Genomic DNA, 18,049 nt, shown 5'->3' on the forward strand with positions numbered 1-18,049 from the left:
GGTTGCCGTCCGGCGGTAGCGATGCGGTCACGGTCCGGCCTCGGAACGGGAGCGGACGGGCGATTTGAGAGAGTGGTCCCATGAACGCGGACACCACGGGACCCCACGTCGTCGTCGCCGGAGGCGGGATCACCGGCCTCGCGGCCGCCCACCGGCTGGCCCTCGCCGGCCACCGGGTGACCCTCCTCGAAGCGGACGGCAGACTCGGCGGCAAGCTCCTCGCCGGGGAGGTCGCGGGCGCGCCCGTGGACCTCGGCGCCGAGTCGCTGCTCGCCCGCCGTCCCGAGGCGGTCGCCCTCGCCCGCGCCGTCGGCCTCGGCGACCGGCTGACGGCCCCCGCCACCACCACCGCGTCCGTCTGGTCCCGGGGCGAGCTCGTCCCCATGCCCAAGGGGCACGTCATGGGCGTCCCCGGCGACGCCCGCGCCGTCGAGGGCCTCCTCTCCGAGGAGGGCGTGCGCCGGATCGCCGCCGACCTCGACCTGCCGCCCACCGCGATCGGCGACGACATCGCCATCGGCGCGTACGTCGCCGCCCGCATGGGCCACGAGGTCGTCGACCGCCTCGTCGAACCCCTCCTCGGCGGGGTGTACGCCGGGGACGCCCACCGCATCTCCATGAAGGCCGCCGTCCCCGCCCTCTTCGATGCCGCCCGCGAGCACCCCACGCTCACCGCCGCCGTCCGCGCCGTCCAGCGGGCCGGCGCCGCCGTCCCGGCCGACGCGGCGGGCGCCGCCACCGGCCTCGGCGGCTCCGTCTTCGCCGGGATCGAGGGCGGCGTCGGCACCCTGCCCGGCGCGGTCGCCGACGCCGTCCGCGCGGCCGGCGGCGAGATCGTCCCGAACGCCCCCGTGACGGCGCTGCGCCGCACCGGGGCCACCGGCTGGCAGGTCGTGAGCGGCGACCGGGTCCTCACCGCCGACGCCGTCGTCCTCGCCACCCCCGCCGGGCCCGCCGCCGCCCTCCTCGCGGAGCACGCCCCCGCCGCCGCGGGCGAACTCGGCGCGGTCGAGTACGCCTCCATGGCCCTGGTCACCCTCGCGTTCCGCCGCTCGGACGTGCCCGGCCTGCCCGGCTCCGGCTTCCTCGTGCCCCCCGTCGACGGCCACACGATCAAGGCCTCCACCTTCTCCTCGCAGAAGTGGGGCTGGGTGGCCGACGCGGCGCCCGGCCTGTTCGTCCTGCGCACCTCCGTCGGCCGCCACGGCGAGGAGCAGCAGCTCCACCGCGAGGACGCCGACCTCGTCGACGCCTCCCTCAAGGACCTCGCCGCCGCCACCGGCCTCGGCGCCCGGCCCGTCGCCACCACGGTCACCCGCTGGGCCGGCGGCCTGCCCCAGTACCCGACCGGCCACCTCGCCCGCGTCGCCCGGATCCGCGAGGCCGTCGCCGCCCTGCCCGGACTGCGGATCGCGGGCGCCGCGTACGACGGCGTCGGCATCCCCGCCTGCATCGCCTCGGCGCACCGCGCGGCCGACGAGATCGCGGGCGCGCTCGCCGACGGGACCTCCGGCCGCGCCGACGAGATCATCGCCACGTCGGAAACGGCGCCCCCCGGTGCGGGGCACTCCTCGTGACGGGCGAGAATGGGCGTATGAGTGCGCCCGAAAAGATCCCGAACGCCGGTAAGAAGGCGAAGGACCTCAACGAGGTCATCCGCTACACCCTGTGGTCCGTCTTCAAGCTGCGCGACGTCCTGCCCGAGGACCGGAGCGGCTACGCCGACGAGGTCCAGGAGCTGTTCGACCAGCTCGCGGCCAAGGACGTCACCGTCCGCGGCACGTACGACCTGTCCGGTCTGCGCGCCGACGCCGACGTCATGATCTGGTGGCACGCCGAGACGAGCGACGAGCTCCAGGAGGCGTACAACCTCTTCCGCCGCACCCGCCTGGGCCGCGCCCTGGAGCCGGTCTGGTCGAACATGGCGCTGCACCGCCCGGCCGAGTTCAACAAGTCGCACATCCCGGCCTTCCTGGCCGACGAGAACCCGCGCGACTACGTCTCGGTCTACCCCTTCGTCCGCTCGTACGACTGGTACCTGCTGCCGGACGAGGACCGTCGCCGGATGCTCGCCGACCACGGCAAGATGGCCCGCGGCTACCCCGACGTCCGCGCCAACACGGTCGCCTCCTTCTCGCTCGGCGACTACGAGTGGCTCCTCGCCTTCGAGGCCGACGAGCTGTACCGCATCGTGGACCTCATGCGCCACCTGCGCGCCTCCGAGGCGCGGATGCACGTCCGCGAGGAGGTGCCGTTCTTCACCGGCCGGCGCAAGAGCGTCGCCGACCTGGTGGCGGGCCTGGCCTGACGGCCTCCCGAAAACCCGGTGGCGGCCCGGCTCCCGGCCGGGCGCGCCATCCCCCGACCCGGAAGATCAGACGGCCGGCGGAAACCATCCGCCGGCCGCTCCAGCGACACCGGGTCCGGCTCCTGGTGCGGCGCGCGTCACGCGCGCCGCACCGGCGTCATTTCCGGGGCCTTTTCCGGGACGTCTCCGCGCGGTAAGGACGGTCAGCCACTGGAGCTGGAGCTGGAACACGAGCTGGAGCTCCCGCCGTCGCTGCTGCTGGAACCTCCGCCGCAGCTCGATCCCCCTCCCGAGCAGGACCCGGAGGAGCACGAGCCCGACGAGCAGGAGCTCCCACCGCCTCCGCCCCCGCCCCCGCCGCCGCAGGACCCGGCGCCCGCGCACCACACGGCGACCACGCCGAACTCGTCCGCGCCCGGGGAGGAGGACTGGTGCGGGAACGGTCCCGGACGCCCGCCGCGACCGGGCCTCCGGGGCCCGTGGACGCGGGCGGCGGCGACGAGCTGCTCCCGGAGCACCGGGTCCGGCAGCGCCCGCAGCCCGTACAGGGCCACGAGGTGGCCCGCGTCCGCCAGGTGCCCCCGCTCGCGCCCGTGCGCGGCGAGCGCGCCCCGCCCGGCCGGGGTGACCCGCCGGGCGGAGACCGATCCGCAGACGACGGCCGCGGCCCCCATGACGAACAGCGCCGGGACCACCTTGAAGGTGAACGGCACCGAGAACTCCTCCGCCGCGGCGAAGTCGGCGACCGTGACGAAGAACGAGACCGGGAACAGGACGAACGCCGCGATGCCGACCGCCGCGCACCACCGGTTCACGGCGCGCCGCGTCGCCGGGTCCACGAGGAGGCCGCGCTCCGCGAGCCCGTCGCCGATCTCCTGCACCGCCGGGTGCCGCATCACGGCGAGCCGCAGGTGGTGCAGGGCGCCGTGCGGGGCGGCGGCGTGCTCCTGGAACACCGCGCGCTCCACCAGGTCGCGCGCGGTGGGACGGACGACGGCCACGATGCCGGGCCCGCCGATCGCGATCCGCCCGTCCGCGTGGAGGGAGGCGAGGGCGCTGTCGACGACCCTCGCGGGACCACCGTGCAGGAAGGCGGCCTCGTACCGGTCGTGGACCGGCCCGCCGGAGCCCCGGCGGGACCGGACGACCCGGGTGACGAGCAGGGCGACGGCGACGGCGGCCACGAGGTAGTACAGGACGATCAGGAGGTCCATGGTCATCTCCGTACGAGTGCGTGGCGGGCGGCCCGGACGAGCCGCGCGGCGGGGCCCTGCGGGCGGTTGCCGGAACGGTCCTGCCACCACCGGGTGAGCCGGCGGTGGGCGACCGGGTCCTCCGGACGCCCGGCGATCAGCAGGTGCTCGACGAAGTCGAGCGCGTCCCGGCGGTAACCGCCGCCCATGGGACGGGACCTGGCGTACGCGAGGAACGCGGGCCGGAACTCCCGGCCCAGGATCTCGGGCAGCTCCGGCGCGACCTTGGCGACCACCCCGGCCCGCTTGGCCGCGAGCGCCCGGCTCTGCACCCCGATCCGCCGGCTGTCGAACCCCTCGGGCACGGGCGTCCCCGCGACGAGCGCCGAGAGCAACGAGGCCTGCGCGAGCCCGAGCCGCTGCCGCGCGCCTTCGTCCGCCACGGTCCCGAGCCGCTGCCGCACCCCCTGGTCGGCCGCGTCCCCTTCCCGTACGGGCGTGCTCGCCTGCGCCGGAACCGGGGGCGCGTCGAGGACGGCCCCGGGCATCGGCCCGCCGGAGACGCGGGCCCCGGCGCCGATGAGCAGCGGCCGGCCGGCCGGCCGCTGCGCCTCCGCCCCACGGCGGACGGGCGCCCCCGCCACCGTCGCCCGGATCACGGCCAGTTCCTCCGCCAGCTCCGCCGCCGGGGGGAAGTCGTCGTCCCGCTCCAGGAGCACCCCGGGAGGGGAGACCCGGGAGGCGAGGTCGGCGAGGACGTCGAGGACCGGGCGCGGCACCGGGTGGGCGTGGGTGTCGTGCCAGACGCCGTCCCGCTCGACGCCGCCCGCCACGTGCACGTACGCGATGGCCTCGACGGGCAGTTCGGACAGGGCCCGCGCCGGGTCCTCGCCCCGGTTGACGTGGTTGGTGTGCAGGTTGGCGACGTCGATCAGGAGCCGCACCCCCGTGCGCTCCACCAGCTCCGCGAGGAACCGCCCCTCCGTCATCTCCTCGCCCGGCCAGGCGATCAGGGCGGCGATGTTCTCCAGGGCGAGCGGTACGGGCAGCGCCTCCTGGGCGATGCGCACGTTCTCGCAGAGCACGTCCAGGGCGTCCCGGGTGCGGGGCACGGGCAGCAGGTGGCCCGCTTCGAGCGCCGGGGACGCGGTGAGCGTCCCCCCGGCCCGTACGAACGCGATGTGCTCCGTGACCAGCGGCGCCCCGAGGGCCACCGCCTTCTCGCCGAGCGCCGCGAGCCGCCCGGGGTCCGGCCGGTCCGCACCGCCGAGCCCGAGCGAGACCCCGTGCGGCACGACCGTGACGCCGCGCCCCCGCAGCCGGGTCAGGGAGTCGGGCAGGTGGTCCGCGCAGATGTTCTCCGCGACGACCTCCACCCAGTCGACCCCGGACAGTCCCTCCACCGCCTCCGCGATCTCGGGACGCCAGCCGATGCCGATGCCGAGTTCCGTCATGGTCCCCCTCCTTCGGTCCTCAGTTCCCCTGTGATGGCCCACGCGGGAACGTTCGAACCCCGGGAGGGGGACGTTCAGAGCTTCATTTGAGGTTCCGGGCACCCGGGAGCCCGGCGGTGCTCTCAGTCGGTCCGGGGGAACGCCGACACCACCGTCGCCGAGCCCGGCGCGATCTCCGTGAAGCCCGCGTCGCGGACGAGCGGGAGGCCGCTCGTGGTGAGGGCGGGCCAGTCGGCGGCCGGGGCGGTGCGTACGGCGAGGGGGAAGCCGGCCTTCCGCCAGGCCTCGCGTCCGGCGTCCGGCAGGGCCCACCAGAGCAGTTGGGCGCCGTGGCCGGCCTGGGCCATCGACTTGCCGGCCGACATGTCCAGGTCGGGGTTGAACCACAGCACCGCCGCCCCCTCCGGTACGGGGCCGGGGGCGGCCGGGTCGTCGAGGTCGGTGCCCGAGACCTGGAGGCGGGCCAGGTCCTTGGGCCAGCCGTCGAGCGGGACCGGCGGGAAGACCCGTAGCTCCGCCTCCGCGCCGGTGACCGTGATGCCGGGGAGCGCGCACGCCCGCCGCCACTCGGCGCCGCGCGCCCGGCGCACCACCTTGCGGATCCGGGCGTCCTGCCAGTCGGTCATGGCCCGCGCCCACTCGCCCTCGCCGGTGGAGCGCTCGTCGGTCAGGATCTCCAGGACGGCCCGCGCCGCGGTCTCCAGGGCGTCGGTGCGGGCCGGGGGCGCCTCCCGCTCGATCCGCACCACCAGGGGAAGGACGAACTGGGGCTTCTCGTCGCGGGAATCGGTCTCTTCGCTGCTCACCCGGCAAGTCTGCCACCGCCGTCACGAGCGCCGTCACCGGTGCCGTGACGAGCGGTTTTGTGGAACTCGCCGCTTCCACGCCAGGATGCCCCCATGAGGAGCGATCTCTCCGCCGGGGGGCGGCCCGCCCCCGTGGACGGACGGCCGAGGCTGGAGAAGGTCGGGCGCCGGCACGGCCCCCGGGGGCCGTGGGTGCTGCGCGGGGTCGACCTCGACCTGCCCGCCGCCGCCCTCGTCCGGATCACCGGCACCAACGGCACCGGCAAGTCCACCCTGCTCCGGCTGCTCGCCGGCGTCGACGCGCCCACCGAGGGGCGCGTCACCGGACGGCCCGCCCGCACCGCGTACGTCCCCGAACGCTTCCCCGTCGCGCTGCCGTTCACGGCCCTCGGCTACCTGGTCCGCCTCGGCCGCGTCCAGGGCCTCGGCCGGACGGCCGCCCGGGCCCGGGCGGGGGAGTGGCTGGAGCGCTTCGGGGCCGGCGGGCACGCCCGTACCGGACTCGGGGAGCTCTCCAAGGGTACGAGCCAGAAGGTCGCCGTGGCCCAGGCGCTGCTCGCCGACCCGGACCTCCTCGTCCTCGACGAGGCCTGGACCGGGCTCGACGCCGGAGCCCGCGCCGCACTCGACGCCGTCGTCCGCGAACGCGTCGCGGCGGGCGCGACGGTCGTCTTCGTCGACCACGACCCGCGCCGGCTGCGGGGCGAGGCGGACGTGGTGTACGGGGTGGAGGCGGGGCGGGTGCGGGCGGGGCGGGAGCCCGCGGGGGAGCCGTCCGACGCCCTCGTGCGGATCACCGTCTCCGGCGGGCGCACGCTCCCCGACCGGCTGCCGGGGGAACCGGCCGTCGCCCCCGGCCCCGACGGCACCACCGCCCTCACCGTGGGCGCGGCGCACTCCGACGCCCTGCTCGGAGCGCTCCTCGCGGCCTCCTGGCACGTCCACCGGCTCCATGCGGCGAAGACCGACGTTCCCGAGGAAGGCGTACGGACATGACGGCGCTGCTGCGCTACCAGTCGGGCCTCCTCCTCCGCTCGCAGCGGTGGCTGGCCCCGTTCCTCCTGTACGCGGTCTTCGTCGGCGCCGGCGTCCAGGCGGCCGAACCCGTGCTCGACGCGCTCGGGTTCACCGCCGCCGCCCTGCTGCCGGTGACGGCCTGGACGGTGCGGATCTGCCTCACCCAGGAGCCGCCCGCCGCGCGGAACGTGGTCGCGGCCGCCGCCGGCCGGAACCGCGCACACCTCGCGGCGCTCCTCGCCGGGACCGCCTGGCCGGTCCTGCCCGGCACGCTCGCCGTCCTGGTCGTGACGGCCGTGAGCGACCGGCGCGGGATTCCCGCCCCCGTCGCGGCCCTCACCGGGCTCCTCGCGGCGCTCGCCTGCGCCCTCACCGGCGCCGCCGTGGGCGCGCTGGCCTCCCGGCCCTTCCTCAAGGCCTCCGGCTGGTCCCTCTCGGCCCTCGTCCTCGGCTCTCTCCTCGCCTTCGTGGTCACCGGGTCCCCGGCGAAGCACGCCATGACGGTCCTGACCACCGGGGCCCGCACGGCGACCGCCGACCCGCCCTGGCTCGCCTGCGCGGGCGCCCTGCTCCTCGCGGCGACGGCGGCGGCCCTCGCCTGCCGCGCCACGGCACGCCTGGAGTGAGCACGCCGGGAGTACGCTCGGACAACATGACCGAGACCACGCCCGCGTCCGCCTCCGCGGCCGCGTCGTACTGCGCCCCCGAGCCCGCCCCGAGGCCCGAACTTGCGGCCGAGGGCCCTTTCGCGGCCTGCGTGCTGTGCCAGGAACCGACCGAGTACCCGACCTCGGCCAGGGGTATCACGCTCTGCCCGGTGTGCGAGTGGCAGGAGGCCCAGCGCACGGCCTGCTCCGGCTGAGCCCCCTCAGCCGCGCATGAGGTCCGACACCTTCACGAAGCGGTAGCCGCGGGCGCGCAGCTCCGGGACGATCCGGCGGATCGCCCGCTCGGTGACGGGCGCGGCGCTGCGCGTGCAGTGCATGACCACGAGCGACCCGGGCCGCACCCCGTCGAGCACCTGCTCGGCGACCGCGTCCGCGTCCTTCGCGAAGGCGTCCCCGCTGACCACGTCCCACTGGACCGCCGTCACCCCGGCGGGGCCGAGGGCGCGCAGGGCCGCGTCGTCGTAGCAGCCGCCGGGGAAGCGGAAGTACGGGACGACGTTGAGGGCCCCGGCGTCCCGGAAGGCGTCGAAGGCACGCTGGACGTCCGCCGCCATGTCGGGTCCGGCGACGGAGGGCAGGCCGTAGCAGGGGGACGCGAAGGCGTGATGGCTGTACGAGTGGTTGGCGATCTCGAAGCGCGGGTCGCCGCCGATGGCCTTGGCCTGGTCCGGGTACTCCTCCGCCCAGCGGCCCGTCATGAAGACGGTCGCGTCCACCTCCAGGCGGCGCAGGGTCGCGATGAGCTCCGGGTTGTCGAAGCGCTCGCCGCGCGCGGCCCTGGGCCCCTGGTCGGCGGTCATGTCGGCGTCGAAGGTGAGCGCGACGACCTTCTCGGCGCCCTTCGGGGAGTTCGCGGCCCGGCGCGTGTAGACGGGCGTGAGTCCGTTCGGCCCGGGCGCCATGGTGGGCGCGGCGGCGGGCTCGGCTCCCGGCTTGGGGCGGGCGGCGGCGCCGGTGCTCGCAGAGGGCGGGAGGACGCCGACCGACGCCCCGGCGATCGGGGCCTTCGGGGCGTCGGCCGTCGGGGCGCCGCTTCCGGCAGCCCCGCCGCAGCCGACGAGGGCGGCGCCCAGAAGACCGAGCGCCGCCGCTTTTCGTACAGGAATATTCACGATCGGAAGTTATCCGATCAAAGTTATTAATGCCTGCGACCCGGCGACGGCAGAGCCCGAGTCCACCCGCCGGGCCGACGCCCGCCCCGGCGCGCGGCGCCGCTCAGGAGGCCAGGAGCCGCTTCCGGCTCTCCTCCACGTCGTAGTCGCCCGGCGGGTACTTCGGGTCCAGCGCCTCCAGGTGTTCCAGGAGGAGCTTGCTGATCGCCCAGTTCCGGTACCACTTGCGGTCCGCCGGGACCACGTGCCAGGGGGCCGCGTCCGTACCGCAGCGCTCCAGGGCCAGCGCATAGGCCTTCTGGTAGTCCGGCCACAGGGCGCGTTCCTCGATGTCGCCCGTGGTGAACTTCCAGTGCTTGTCGGGATCGTCGAGGCGGGCGAGGAGCCGGGCGCGCTGCTCCTCGTACGAGAGGTGGAGGAAGACCTTCACCACCGTCACGCCGTCGTCCGCGAGGGACTTCTCGAAGTGGTTGATCTGCCGGTAGCGGCGCTTGATCTCGGAGCGGGAGAGCAGCTCGTGGACGCGGGGGACGAGGACGTCCTCGTAGTGCGAGCGGTCGAAGATGCCGATCTCGCCAGGCAGGGGCAGCGCCTTCTCGATCCGCCAGAGGAAGGAGTGCTCCTTCTCCTCCTGCGTCGGGGCCTTGAAGGCGCGCACCCGGCAGCCCGACGGGCTGAGGAAGCCGATCACGTGCTTGACCGTGCCGCCCTTGCCGCTGGTGTCCATGCCCTGGAGGACCAGGAGCACCCTGCGGCGGTCCCCGGCGGTGCTCGACGCGTACAGGCGCTCCTGGAGGTCGGCCAGGCGCGGTCCCAGCTCGGCGGTGGCGGCCACCCCGGCCGCCTTGTCGGCGGGGCCCGCCGGGATGCCCCGGGCGTCGTACGAGGAGAGGTCGACCGGCTCGCCCACGGGCACGCGCAGCACGTCGCGCAGGGCCGGCTCCCGCTCCTTCCGTCGCTTCTTCCCGTCGTTCTTCTTCGGCATCTCGCGCTCCTTCCGCAGTCCCGCCCGCCTTCCCCCGATCCTCCGCCGCAACCGGGCCGTCCGCGACCTCCGGGGGCGGACCGGCCCCCGGAGGCCGGCGGATCAGCGGTGCCAGGGACCCGTCACCGCGAACGTCGTGCCCGGCGTGTAGCAGTTCACGTACATCGTGCTCCGGTCCGGGGAGAAGGTGACTCCCGCGAACTCGCCCCACTCGGGCTCCTCGGCCGTGCCGATGTTCTGCCGCCCCCGGGCCACCGGGTAGACCTCGCCGCGCTCGCTCACCCCGAAGACGTGCTGCGCGCCTCCGCCGTCCTCGCAGACCATCAGGCCCCCGGTCGGCGCCAGGCAGATGTTGTCCGGCGACTCGCCCGGCAGTCGCACGTCGGTGCTCGGGCCGAAGACGACGACGAGGGTGAGCCGGCGCCGGTGCGGCTCGTACTTCCACACCTGGCCGAAGTGGGTGGCCGCCGAGCCGTCCCCGACCCGCGCGAACGACGACACGAAGTAGACGGCCCGCCCGCCCCAGTAGCAGCCCTCCAGCTTCTGCGCGTGCGTGATGCCCTTCGGCCCGAAGTCCTGGAAGCGGACGGGGGTCACGGCCGCCAGGGGGTCCGGTACGGGGACCCACTCGACGCCCTCGAAGCGGGTGCCGGTCTCCTGGACCGCGGAGAGGTCGGGGACGCCCGGCACCCGCATCGCCTCCAGGGCGCCGCCCGCGCGCAGCGAGCCCGTGCCGCCGAGCGGCTTGCGGGGGAGGAAGCGGTAGAAGAGCCCGAAGGGGCGGTCGAAGGCGTCCTCCGTCTCGTACACGATGCCGCTGTGCGGGTCGACGGCGACGGCCTCGTGCTGGAAGCGGCCCAGGGCGGTGAGCGGGACGGCCCCGGTGCGGCGCGGGTCGGCGCCGTCGACCTCGAAGACGAAGCCGTGGTCCTTGGTGTAGCCGTTCGTGCCGGCCCGGTCCTCGGTCTCCTCGCAGGTCAGCCAGGTGTTCCAGGGCGTGGGCCCGCCGGCGCAGTTGACGGCCGTGCCCGCGACGGCGACCCGCTCGCCGAGGACGTTGTTCCGGCCGTCGAGTTCGAGGGCCGTACAGCCGCCCTTGGCCGCCGGGTCGTACGTGAGGCCGGGGACGGTCGGGACGCCGCTCTTCCCGGTGGCCTTGTTCTCGTGGTTGCGGACCAGGTGCGTCCGGCCCCGGTGACCGGGGAAGGCGCCCATGCCGTCGTGGTTGCCGGGCACGGGTCCCTCGCCGGAGCGGAGGGGGTCGCCCTGCCGGGAGAGGACCTTGTAGCGGAACCCGGCCGGCAGGTCGAGGAGCCCGTCGGGGTCGGGTACGAGGGGGCCGTAGCCGCCCCGGGGCGGGTGGCCGCCGGTCGCGGCCGACGCGCTCGCGGCGAAGAGTTCGGAGAGGGCTCCGGCGAAGGCGATCCCGGCGACGGACGCGCCGGTGCCGGACAGGATCTGACGTCGTGTTGCGGACATGGGCAACGGGCTCCCCTGTTGGCGGACAGGTGGTGACGTTCCGTCGCGTCACGTGTTGCCTGTGTGACGTGCGACCCGCACGTGTGTATCACGCACTCCGGTGGCGCGTGAACCATGCGGGCCGCAACTGCCGCGTGCGGCGCGGATCCTGACTCCGGGTCAGGAGCGGGATCAGGCCAGCTCGGCGTCGAGCGTGATGGTCGTGCCCGACAGCGCCTGGCTGACCGGGCAGTTCTTCTTCGCGTCCTCCGCCGCCGCCCGGAAGCCGTCCGCGTCCAGGCCGGGGACCTCGCCCCGCACCGTCAGGTGGATGCCGGTGATGCCCTCGCCCGGCTGGAAGGTGACGTCGGCCTTCGTCTCCAGACGGGTGGGCGGGTTGCCCGCGCCGGCCAGCCCGTGGGAGAGGGCCATCGAGAAGCAGGAGGAGTGCGCGGCGGCGATCAGCTCTTCGGGGCTGGTCTTCCCGTTCGGCTCCTCCGACCGGGCGGGCCAGGAGACGTCGTACGAGCCGATGCCGGAGGAGTCGAGGGAGACGGTGCCGGAGCCCTTGAGGAGGTCGCCCTGCCAGACGGTGTGGGCGTGACGCACGGTGGCCATGGTGGATCCCTTTCGATCGGTCGGGTACGGCCCCCAAGCTACTGCGCGACGAGCCCCTTCGCGTCGCGGGCGAGCGCGGTGAGCCGTGAGATCGCCCGGAAGTACTTCTTGCGGTATCCGCCGTTCAGCATCTCGTCGCTGAACAGGCGGTCGAAGGGCAGGCCGGAGGCGAGCACGGGTATCTCGCGGTCGTAGAGCCGGTCGGCCAGGACGACGAGCCGCAGCGCGGTCGACTGGTCGGGCACGGGCCGCACGTCGGTGAGGCAGACGGCGGTGAGGTCGTCGGTCAGGGCGCCGTACCGGCTCGGGTGGACCCTGGCCAGGTGGTCGAGCAGGTGCGGGAAGTCGTCCAGGGAGGCGCCCGGCGTGGCGTACGCGGTCGCGGTGACGTCCTGGTCGGAGAAGGGCGCGGGGGCCTCGGGCAGGCCGCGGTGGCGGTAGTCCTCGCCGTCGATCCGCAGCGGCCGGAAGTGGGCGGAGAGGCCCTGGATCTCGCGGAGGAAGTCGGCGGCGGCGAAGCGGCCCTCGCCGAGCTTGCCGGGGAGCGTGTTGGAGGTGGCGGCGAGCGCCACGCCCGCCTCGACCAGCTTGCCGAGGAGGCTGGAGACGAGGACGGTGTCGCCCGGGTCGTCGAGCTCGAACTCGTCGATGCAGAGGAGCCGGTGCCCGCTCAGGGTCCGCACGGTCTGCTGGAAGCCGAGCGCGCCCACCAGGTTGGTCAGCTCCACGAAGGTGCCGAAGGCCTTCAGGGCGGGCTCGGCGGGGGTCGCGTGCCAGAGCGAGGCCAGGAGGTGGGTCTTGCCGACGCCGTACCCGCCGTCCAGGTAGACCCCGCGCGGCCCGGTGGGGGCGGCGGGCTTCCGCGCGAACCAGCGGCGCTTCCCGGCGCCGGAGGCGTGCGCGCCGCCCAGGCCCTCGGCGAAGCCGCTCAGGACCTCGACCGCCTGCGTCTGGCTGGGCTGGTTCGGGTCCGGGATGTACGTGTCGAAACGCACGGAGTCGAAGCGCGGCGGCGGCACCATCTCCGCGACGAGGCGCTCGGCGGGGACGTGGGGCTCTCGGGAGCAGAGCGAGAGCGGGGCCGCGGCGGAGGGGACGGCTTCGGTGAGGGCACGGGTCGACACAGTTCCCCACTGTAAGCGCCATGTCAGACTGCCTGGATGCGACGCCTGTTTCCTGTGACGGACATGACAGCCGGACCGGCCGTGCCGACCGGACCGGCCGGTCCGACCGCACCCGCCGTGCCGACCGCACCCGTCGGACCGGCCGGACCGGCCGACGAGGCCGGGACGGAGGGCGGGGACTGGTCCCTCGACGCGCTCGCCGACGCCTACGCCTACCCGGAGACCGGGGGCTCCTGGCTGCGGGCCAACATGGTCTCCTCGCTCGACGGCGCCGGCCAGCACGAGGGGCGCTCCCAGCCGCTCTCCTCCGAGACCGACATGAGGATCTTCGGCACCCTGCGCGGGCTCGCCGACGTGATCGTGGTGGGCGCGGAGACCGTACGCCTGGAGGGGTACCGCCCCGCCCGGGCGCGGGAGGCCTTCGCGGAGCGCCGGGCCGCCGCCGGACAGGGCCCGGCCCCCGTGATCGCCGTGGTCACCGCCTCGCTCGACCTGGACTTCTCGCGTCCGCTCTTCACCGAGCCGTCGGTGCCGACCCTGGTCCTCACCGGCGACGGGGCGCCCGCCGAGCGGGTCCGGACGGCCCGGGAGGCGGGGGCCGAGGTGCTGTTCGCGGGCGACGGGACCCGGGTCGACCCGGCCCGCGCGCTCGCGGTCCTGGCGGAGCGCGGGCTGCGGCGCCAGCTGACCGAGGGCGGGCCCCGGCTGCTCGGCCAGTTCGTGGCGGCGGAGGTCCTCGACGAGCTGTGCCTGACGATCTCGCCGACCATGACGGCCGGGGACGCCCAGCGGATCGCCGAGGGCCCCCGGGTGGCCGTCCCGACACGCTTCCGGGTGGCTTCCGTCCTGGAGCGGGACGGCTTCCTCTTCACCCGCTACCTTCGGTCCTGAGAAAAGCGGAATTTGCCGTTCCGCTTACTGTCCGCCGGGCACACTTACTGTCGCAGTCCCCGTGCGAACACGGGGAAGGACGGCTTCCGCAGAAGGGCTCCCGAAGTGTTCACAAGCGTTCTGATGATCGAGAAGCCCCTGACGTCCGTCGACGTGGAGTTCGTCACCACGCTGCACGGCGACGAGGGCGTGTCCTTCATCGTCCTGATGCAGCCGCGCGGTGACCAGGCCGACGTACTGCTGCGCGCCATCGACGACGTCGCCATGGGCGAACTGAAGGAAGCCGCCCGCGAGGGCGAGGAACCGGAGGGCGAGGAGGCCCGGCCCCCCGCCGAACAGGCCCTGGAGCACTCGCTCCGGGCCCTGAGGGACGCCGGCTGCGAGGCGGTCGGCCAGGTCGTCGAGAACCACCCGCTCGACAAGATGAGGGCGGTCGTCGAGGAGGCGGGGGCGGACGAGGTCATCGTCCTCACCGCCCCGCACTACGTGGAGGAGTTCTTCCACCGCGACTGGGCCTCCCGCGCCCGCCACAAGGTGGGCGTCCCCGTCCTGAAGCTCTTCGCGCACAGCGAGTGACCGGAGGGTGACGGCCCGGCCCGCGCTCCGTACGGGGGCGCGGGCCGGGCCGTGCCCTGCCGGGCGCGTCCGGAGGGAGCCACTAGGCTGGGACTTCAAGCCAACGACACACCTCGGGGAGAGATCCGCATGGCACCCGCCATTCCCGCCGCCATGGACCGGCCGCACTTCATCGGCATCGGCGGTGCCGGGATGTCGGGCATCGCGAAGATCCTCGCCCAGCGCGGCGCCAAGGTCGCCGGCAGCGACGCCAAGGACTCCGCGACCGCCGAGGCCCTGCGCGCCCTCGGCGTCACCGTGCACATCGGCCACGCCGCCGAGCACCTGGCCGACGACGCCTCCGCCGTCGTCGTCTCCAGCGCCATCCGCGCCGACAACCCCGAGCTGGCCCGCGCCGCCGAGCTCGGCATCCCGGTCGTGCACCGCTCCGACGCGCTCGCCTCCCTCATGGACGGCCTGCGCGCGATCGCGGTCGCAGGCACGCACGGCAAGACCACGACCACCTCCATGCTGGCCGTCGCCCTCGGTCACCTCGGCCTCGACCCCTCGTACGCCATCGGCGGCGACCTGGCGGGCCCCGGCACCAACGCCCGGCACGGCGACGGCGAGGTCTTCGTCGCCGAGGCCGACGAGAGCGACCGCAGCTTCCAGAAGTACGACCCCGAGGTCGCGATCGTCCTCAACGTCGAGCTGGACCACCACGCGAACTACGCCTCCATGGACGAGATCTACGAGTCCTTCGAGGCCTTCACCACCAAGATCCGCCCCGGCGGCACCCTCGTCGTCGGCGAGCACGCCGGAGCCCGCGAGCTGGCCCGCCGGGTCGCGGACCGCGAGGGCCTGGAGATCGTCACGGTCGGCGAGTCCGAGGACTCCGACGCGCGCATCCTGAAGATCGTCCCGAGCGGCATGAAGAGCGAGGTGACCGTCGCCCTCGACGGCGCCGAGCACACCTTCACCGTCTCGGTCCCCGGCCGCCACTACGCGCACAACGCCGCCGCCGCGCTCGCCGCCGGCGCCCGCGTCGGCATCGACGCGGCCGAGCTGGCCCAGGCCCTCACCGCCTACACGGGCGTCGGCCGCCGCCTCCAGCTCAAGGGCGAGGCCAGGGGCGTGCAGGTCATCGACTCGTACGCGCACCACCCCACCGAGATGACGGCCGACCTGGAGGCCATGCGGGGCGCCGCCGGGGGCTCCCGCCTGCTCGTCGTCTTCCAGCCGCACCTGTTCTCCCGCACCCAGGAGCTGAGCGAGGAGATGGGCGACGCGCTGGCCCTCGCGGACGCCTCCGTCGTCCTCGACATCTACCCGGCCCGCGAGGACCCGATCCCGGGCGTCACCAGCGAGCTGATCGTCGAGGCCGCCCGGAAGGCCGGCGCCGACGTGACGCCCGTGCACGACAAGGGTGCCGTGCCCGAGATCGTCGAGGGAATGGCCGGCCCCGGCGATCTCGTTCTCACCATGGGAGCGGGCGACGTCACGGACCTCGGCCCGCGCATCCTGGACCACCTGTCGAAGTAGCGCGAAGCAAGAGGGAGCGAGCCCATGGCGTACGACGTCGAGAAGCCGGACGAGCAGTGGCGTGCGGAGCTGTCCCCGGCGGAGTACCAGGTGCTGCGCCAGGCGGGCACCGAGCCCGCCTTCCGCGGTGAGTACACCGACACCACCACCAGGGGCGTCTACTCCTGCAGGGCGTGCGGCGCGGAGCTGTTCACCTCGAACGAGAAGTTCTCGTCGCACTGCGGCTGGCCGTCCTTCTACGACCCGAAGGACTCCGACGCGGTCGAACTGATCGAGGACCGCACCCACGGCATGGTCCGCACGGAGGTCCGCTGCTCCCGCTGCGGCTCCCACCTGGGCCACGTCTTCGAGGGCGAGGGCTACCCGACCCCGACGGACCAGCGGTACTGCATCAACTCGATCTCGCTGCGGCTGGAGCCGACGGAGGGCTGAGCCGGACCACCCGGAGAGGGGCCCTTCCGTGCGACCCGTCCCGAGGGGGCGGGGGAGACGGGAGGGCCTCCGGGTGCGGTGTCCCGCCGGGCTGCAGTCACCCGGTCGGGGGGACCTTGTTCCGTCCCGCCGTCAACAGGTTCATGTCGACCCGGGACGTGTACGTGCTGCCGTCGGCCGCGGCCTGATCGCGCTCCCGGACGACGAAGAGCGCGCCCCGCTGCTCGTCGTAGACGGTCTCGTAGCCCCCGTCCTCGACTTCGAGGGAGAGCCGCACCCCCATGAACCTCTCCCTGTCGCCCTCGGGGTTCTCCGGCGAGTAGTAGTCCTTCAGGACGATCCATCCCGGCGTCCGCGCGTCGCCGTTCGACGACGTCCCGCCCAGGGAACTGCCCGCCCGGGATCCGCTTCCACGGGTCTCGCCGCAGTGGTAGGTGCCGCCCTCGTTCCGCTCGTACATGAGCCGCACGCCGTCGGTCTCCCTCAGGATCCCGTCACGCTTGTACACGTCGACGAAGATCTCCGGCCGCGTGACGAAACCGCCCGGCGTGTTGTCCGTGAAGCCGATCGTGAACGGCATCACCGCGTCGCGGCTTTCGGCGCTCAGGTCGATCTCGTCGCCGCACCCGTCGCCGAGAACGGCGATCAGGCCCGTTCCGCTCTTCGTCGCGTCGTCCTCGGCCCTGTACCTGTCTCCCGTGGCGAGACCGCGTTCCGCCTTGCGGATCAGCCCGGTGTCCACCGTCACGGTGTAGGTCGTTCCGTCGGGCCGCGTGACGTCGAACCGGGAGCCGGAGTCGGCTTCCACGTACGTCGACCTGGGTGGCGTGGCGTCGGCCGTGGCCGACGGGCTCGGCGCCTTGTCGCCCGCGGTGGCGCCGGGACGCCTGTCGGCCCTGTCGGCTTCCGCTGCCTTCCCGCACCCGGCGGTCAGCCCCAACAGCAGGGCACCGGCGATGACGGCGTTCTTGCGCACAGGACTCATGGGATCCCCCGGAGGCGAAGGGTGCCAGGCCGCGTGCGGCGGAGCGGGCGTGAACGTCGACCTCGCGTGCCACGGCGACCGATTCGCTCCTGATGCTACGTCAGCATCCCCTCGGCGCAGCCCGATTCGGAGAACAGGCAGTACGACGACCGGGCCGGACCGACGGCCGATGACGGGAGCTCCTCAGGGAGCGTCCTCCCGGTGCCCGCGTCCGGGAAGGAGCCGCCGCTGTCCGGGTGCCGTGGCCACCGTGCCCGTTCCCCGGTCCGCGCAGTGCGGGCAGCGCTCGCGGCCGTCCCACGCGGACCAGCCGAAGTCGGCCGGGGCGAGGGCGCGGCCCTCCAACTCGTCGCGGACGGCCTCGCGGTAGGCCCAGACGGCGTCCAGATAGGGGTGGTAGACGTCGTGGAAGGCGGGGTCCGAGATCCCGGCGCCCCCGGCGACCGCCCTCCGCAGGGCACGGAGGCGTTCGAACATGGTCTGGCCCGCCGCCGCGATCCCGGTGCTGCCGTCGAGGAAGAGGCGCTCGCGCACCTCGTAGACCCGGGCGTCCGTCAGCGCCGACCGGCTCGCCTCCTCCAGACCGTCCCCGCCGCCGCTCTGCGCGAGCCGCCGCAGCTCGGTGTGGGCCGCGCCCGCCGCCGCGATGAACTCCGTGTAGACCTCCCGGCGACGCTCCTGAAGACCGCGCCGGTGCTCCTGGCGGGTGCGCAGGCGGTCGGCCAGGACCGTGCCCGCTATCGCGATCAGACCACCGCCCAGCGTGGCGACCAGCGTTCCCCACTCCATGTCGTGCCCCCGTCGGCGTTCCGGAAGGGCGCCCCCGTGTCGCCCCCTCCCTCGGATCATGCCCGAAGGCCGGCGCCCACCGTGTGCCTCCGAAAGATTCGAGCAGGCCTGG

Annotated in this window: 19 protein-coding genes; 9 read left to right on the forward strand and 10 right to left on the reverse strand. The window is 74.4% G+C overall.

Features of this window, described 5'->3' with window-relative positions; all coding sequences use genetic code 11:
• Window positions 1-80 precede the first annotated feature (80 nt).
• Both hemG and hemQ read left to right on the forward strand, forming a co-directional pair.
• A complete protein-coding gene (hemG, locus tag ACFY7E_RS28145) occupies window positions 81-1,577 on the forward strand; it encodes a protoporphyrinogen oxidase (RefSeq protein WP_389489646.1) in 1,497 nt (498 codons plus the stop codon).
• Window positions 1,578-1,594: 17 nt separating this feature from the next.
• Entirely contained in the window at window positions 1,595-2,308 is a 714-nt protein-coding gene (gene hemQ, locus ACFY7E_RS28150; protein WP_389489647.1) for a hydrogen peroxide-dependent heme synthase, read from the forward strand.
• A 203-nt stretch (window positions 2,309-2,511) separates the two neighbouring features.
• Here hemQ and ACFY7E_RS28155 read toward each other — a convergent pair whose 3' ends face one another.
• The 3 genes from ACFY7E_RS28155 to ACFY7E_RS28165 form a co-directional block, all read right to left on the reverse strand.
• Window positions 2,512-3,522 carry a TIGR04222 domain-containing membrane protein gene (locus tag ACFY7E_RS28155; protein WP_389489650.1) on the reverse strand — a complete coding sequence of 337 codons (1,011 nt, stop codon included), beginning with the start codon at window positions 3,520-3,522 and terminating at the stop codon, window positions 2,512-2,514.
• Window positions 3,523-3,524: 2 nt separating this feature from the next.
• Entirely contained in the window at window positions 3,525-4,955 is a 1,431-nt protein-coding gene (locus tag ACFY7E_RS28160; protein ID WP_389489652.1) for a DUF692 family multinuclear iron-containing protein, read from the reverse strand.
• A 122-nt stretch (window positions 4,956-5,077) separates the two neighbouring features.
• The gene (locus ACFY7E_RS28165) at window positions 5,078-5,761 is read right to left on the reverse strand and encodes a peptidyl-tRNA hydrolase (protein WP_389489655.1); all 684 of its coding nucleotides are present in this window, start codon (window positions 5,759-5,761) and stop codon (window positions 5,078-5,080) included.
• A 93-nt stretch (window positions 5,762-5,854) separates the two neighbouring features.
• Here ACFY7E_RS28165 and ACFY7E_RS28170 point away from each other — a divergent pair, with 93 nt between their 5' ends.
• The 3 genes from ACFY7E_RS28170 to ACFY7E_RS28180 are packed head-to-tail and all read left to right on the forward strand — an operon-like array spanning window position 5,855 to window position 7,640.
• Window positions 5,855-6,757 carry an ATP-binding cassette domain-containing protein gene (locus ACFY7E_RS28170; protein ID WP_389489657.1) on the forward strand — a complete coding sequence of 301 codons (903 nt, stop codon included), beginning with the start codon at window positions 5,855-5,857 and terminating at the stop codon, window positions 6,755-6,757.
• Window positions 6,754-7,404 (forward strand): ABC transporter, encoded by a 651-nt coding sequence (locus ACFY7E_RS28175; protein ID WP_389489659.1) that lies wholly within the window; start codon window positions 6,754-6,756, stop codon window positions 7,402-7,404. Before ACFY7E_RS28170 ends, ACFY7E_RS28175 begins: the two co-directional genes overlap by 4 nt.
• A 26-nt stretch (window positions 7,405-7,430) precedes the next feature.
• Window positions 7,431-7,640: a hypothetical protein gene (locus ACFY7E_RS28180; RefSeq protein WP_389489662.1), complete on the forward strand. Its 210-nt coding sequence runs from the start codon at window positions 7,431-7,433 to the stop codon at window positions 7,638-7,640.
• Window positions 7,641-7,646: 6 nt separating this feature from the next.
• Here ACFY7E_RS28180 and ACFY7E_RS28185 read toward each other — a convergent pair whose 3' ends face one another.
• The 5 genes from ACFY7E_RS28185 to zapE all read right to left on the reverse strand — a co-directional run bounded on the left by ACFY7E_RS28185 (window position 7,647) and on the right by zapE (window position 12,743).
• Entirely contained in the window at window positions 7,647-8,558 is a 912-nt protein-coding gene (locus ACFY7E_RS28185; RefSeq protein WP_389489664.1) for a polysaccharide deacetylase family protein, read from the reverse strand.
• Window positions 8,559-8,661: 103 nt separating this feature from the next.
• Window positions 8,662-9,543, reverse strand: a complete 882-nt coding sequence (locus tag ACFY7E_RS28190) for a PPK2 family polyphosphate kinase (protein ID WP_389489667.1) — start codon at window positions 9,541-9,543, stop codon at window positions 8,662-8,664.
• Between the two features lie 102 nt (window positions 9,544-9,645).
• The gene (locus tag ACFY7E_RS28195) at window positions 9,646-11,022 is read right to left on the reverse strand and encodes an alkaline phosphatase PhoX (protein ID WP_389489669.1); all 1,377 of its coding nucleotides are present in this window, start codon (window positions 11,020-11,022) and stop codon (window positions 9,646-9,648) included.
• A gap of 171 nt (window positions 11,023-11,193) precedes the next feature.
• The gene (locus ACFY7E_RS28200; protein ID WP_125667333.1) at window positions 11,194-11,619 is read right to left on the reverse strand and encodes an OsmC family protein; all 426 of its coding nucleotides are present in this window, start codon (window positions 11,617-11,619) and stop codon (window positions 11,194-11,196) included.
• A gap of 38 nt (window positions 11,620-11,657) precedes the next feature.
• Window positions 11,658-12,743, reverse strand: a complete 1,086-nt coding sequence (zapE, locus tag ACFY7E_RS28205; RefSeq protein WP_389489672.1) for a cell division protein ZapE — start codon at window positions 12,741-12,743, stop codon at window positions 11,658-11,660.
• 36 nt (window positions 12,744-12,779) lie between these two features.
• Here zapE and ACFY7E_RS28210 point away from each other — a divergent pair, with 36 nt between their 5' ends.
• The 4 genes from ACFY7E_RS28210 (at window position 12,780) to msrB (ending at window position 16,163) form a co-directional block, all read left to right on the forward strand.
• Window positions 12,780-13,634 carry a dihydrofolate reductase family protein gene (locus ACFY7E_RS28210; RefSeq protein WP_389489674.1) on the forward strand — a complete coding sequence of 285 codons (855 nt, stop codon included), beginning with the start codon at window positions 12,780-12,782 and terminating at the stop codon, window positions 13,632-13,634.
• Window positions 13,635-13,739: 105 nt separating this feature from the next.
• Window positions 13,740-14,210, forward strand: a complete 471-nt coding sequence (locus ACFY7E_RS28215; protein WP_389489676.1) for an indole-3-glycerol phosphate synthase — start codon at window positions 13,740-13,742, stop codon at window positions 14,208-14,210.
• Window positions 14,211-14,339: 129 nt separating this feature from the next.
• Window positions 14,340-15,731, forward strand: coding sequence for a UDP-N-acetylmuramate--L-alanine ligase (gene murC, locus ACFY7E_RS28220; RefSeq protein ID WP_389489678.1), 1,392 nt, complete (start codon window positions 14,340-14,342; stop codon window positions 15,729-15,731).
• 24 nt (window positions 15,732-15,755) lie between these two features.
• The gene (msrB, locus tag ACFY7E_RS28225; protein ID WP_389489680.1) at window positions 15,756-16,163 is read left to right on the forward strand and encodes a peptide-methionine (R)-S-oxide reductase MsrB; all 408 of its coding nucleotides are present in this window, start codon (window positions 15,756-15,758) and stop codon (window positions 16,161-16,163) included.
• A gap of 97 nt (window positions 16,164-16,260) precedes the next feature.
• Here the strand turns inward: msrB and ACFY7E_RS28230 are convergent, their stop codons facing one another.
• Window positions 16,261-17,148, reverse strand: a complete 888-nt coding sequence (locus ACFY7E_RS28230) for a hypothetical protein (RefSeq protein WP_389489682.1) — start codon at window positions 17,146-17,148, stop codon at window positions 16,261-16,263.
• A 183-nt stretch (window positions 17,149-17,331) separates the two neighbouring features.
• Window positions 17,332-17,937 carry a CchlQ gene (locus ACFY7E_RS28235; RefSeq protein ID WP_389489684.1) on the reverse strand — a complete coding sequence of 202 codons (606 nt, stop codon included), beginning with the start codon at window positions 17,935-17,937 and terminating at the stop codon, window positions 17,332-17,334.
• Window positions 17,938-18,049 lie beyond the last annotated feature (112 nt).

This window comes from Streptomyces sp. NPDC012825, from assembly GCF_042900925.1.
Lineage (GTDB): Bacteria > Actinomycetota > Actinomycetes > Streptomycetales > Streptomycetaceae > Streptomyces.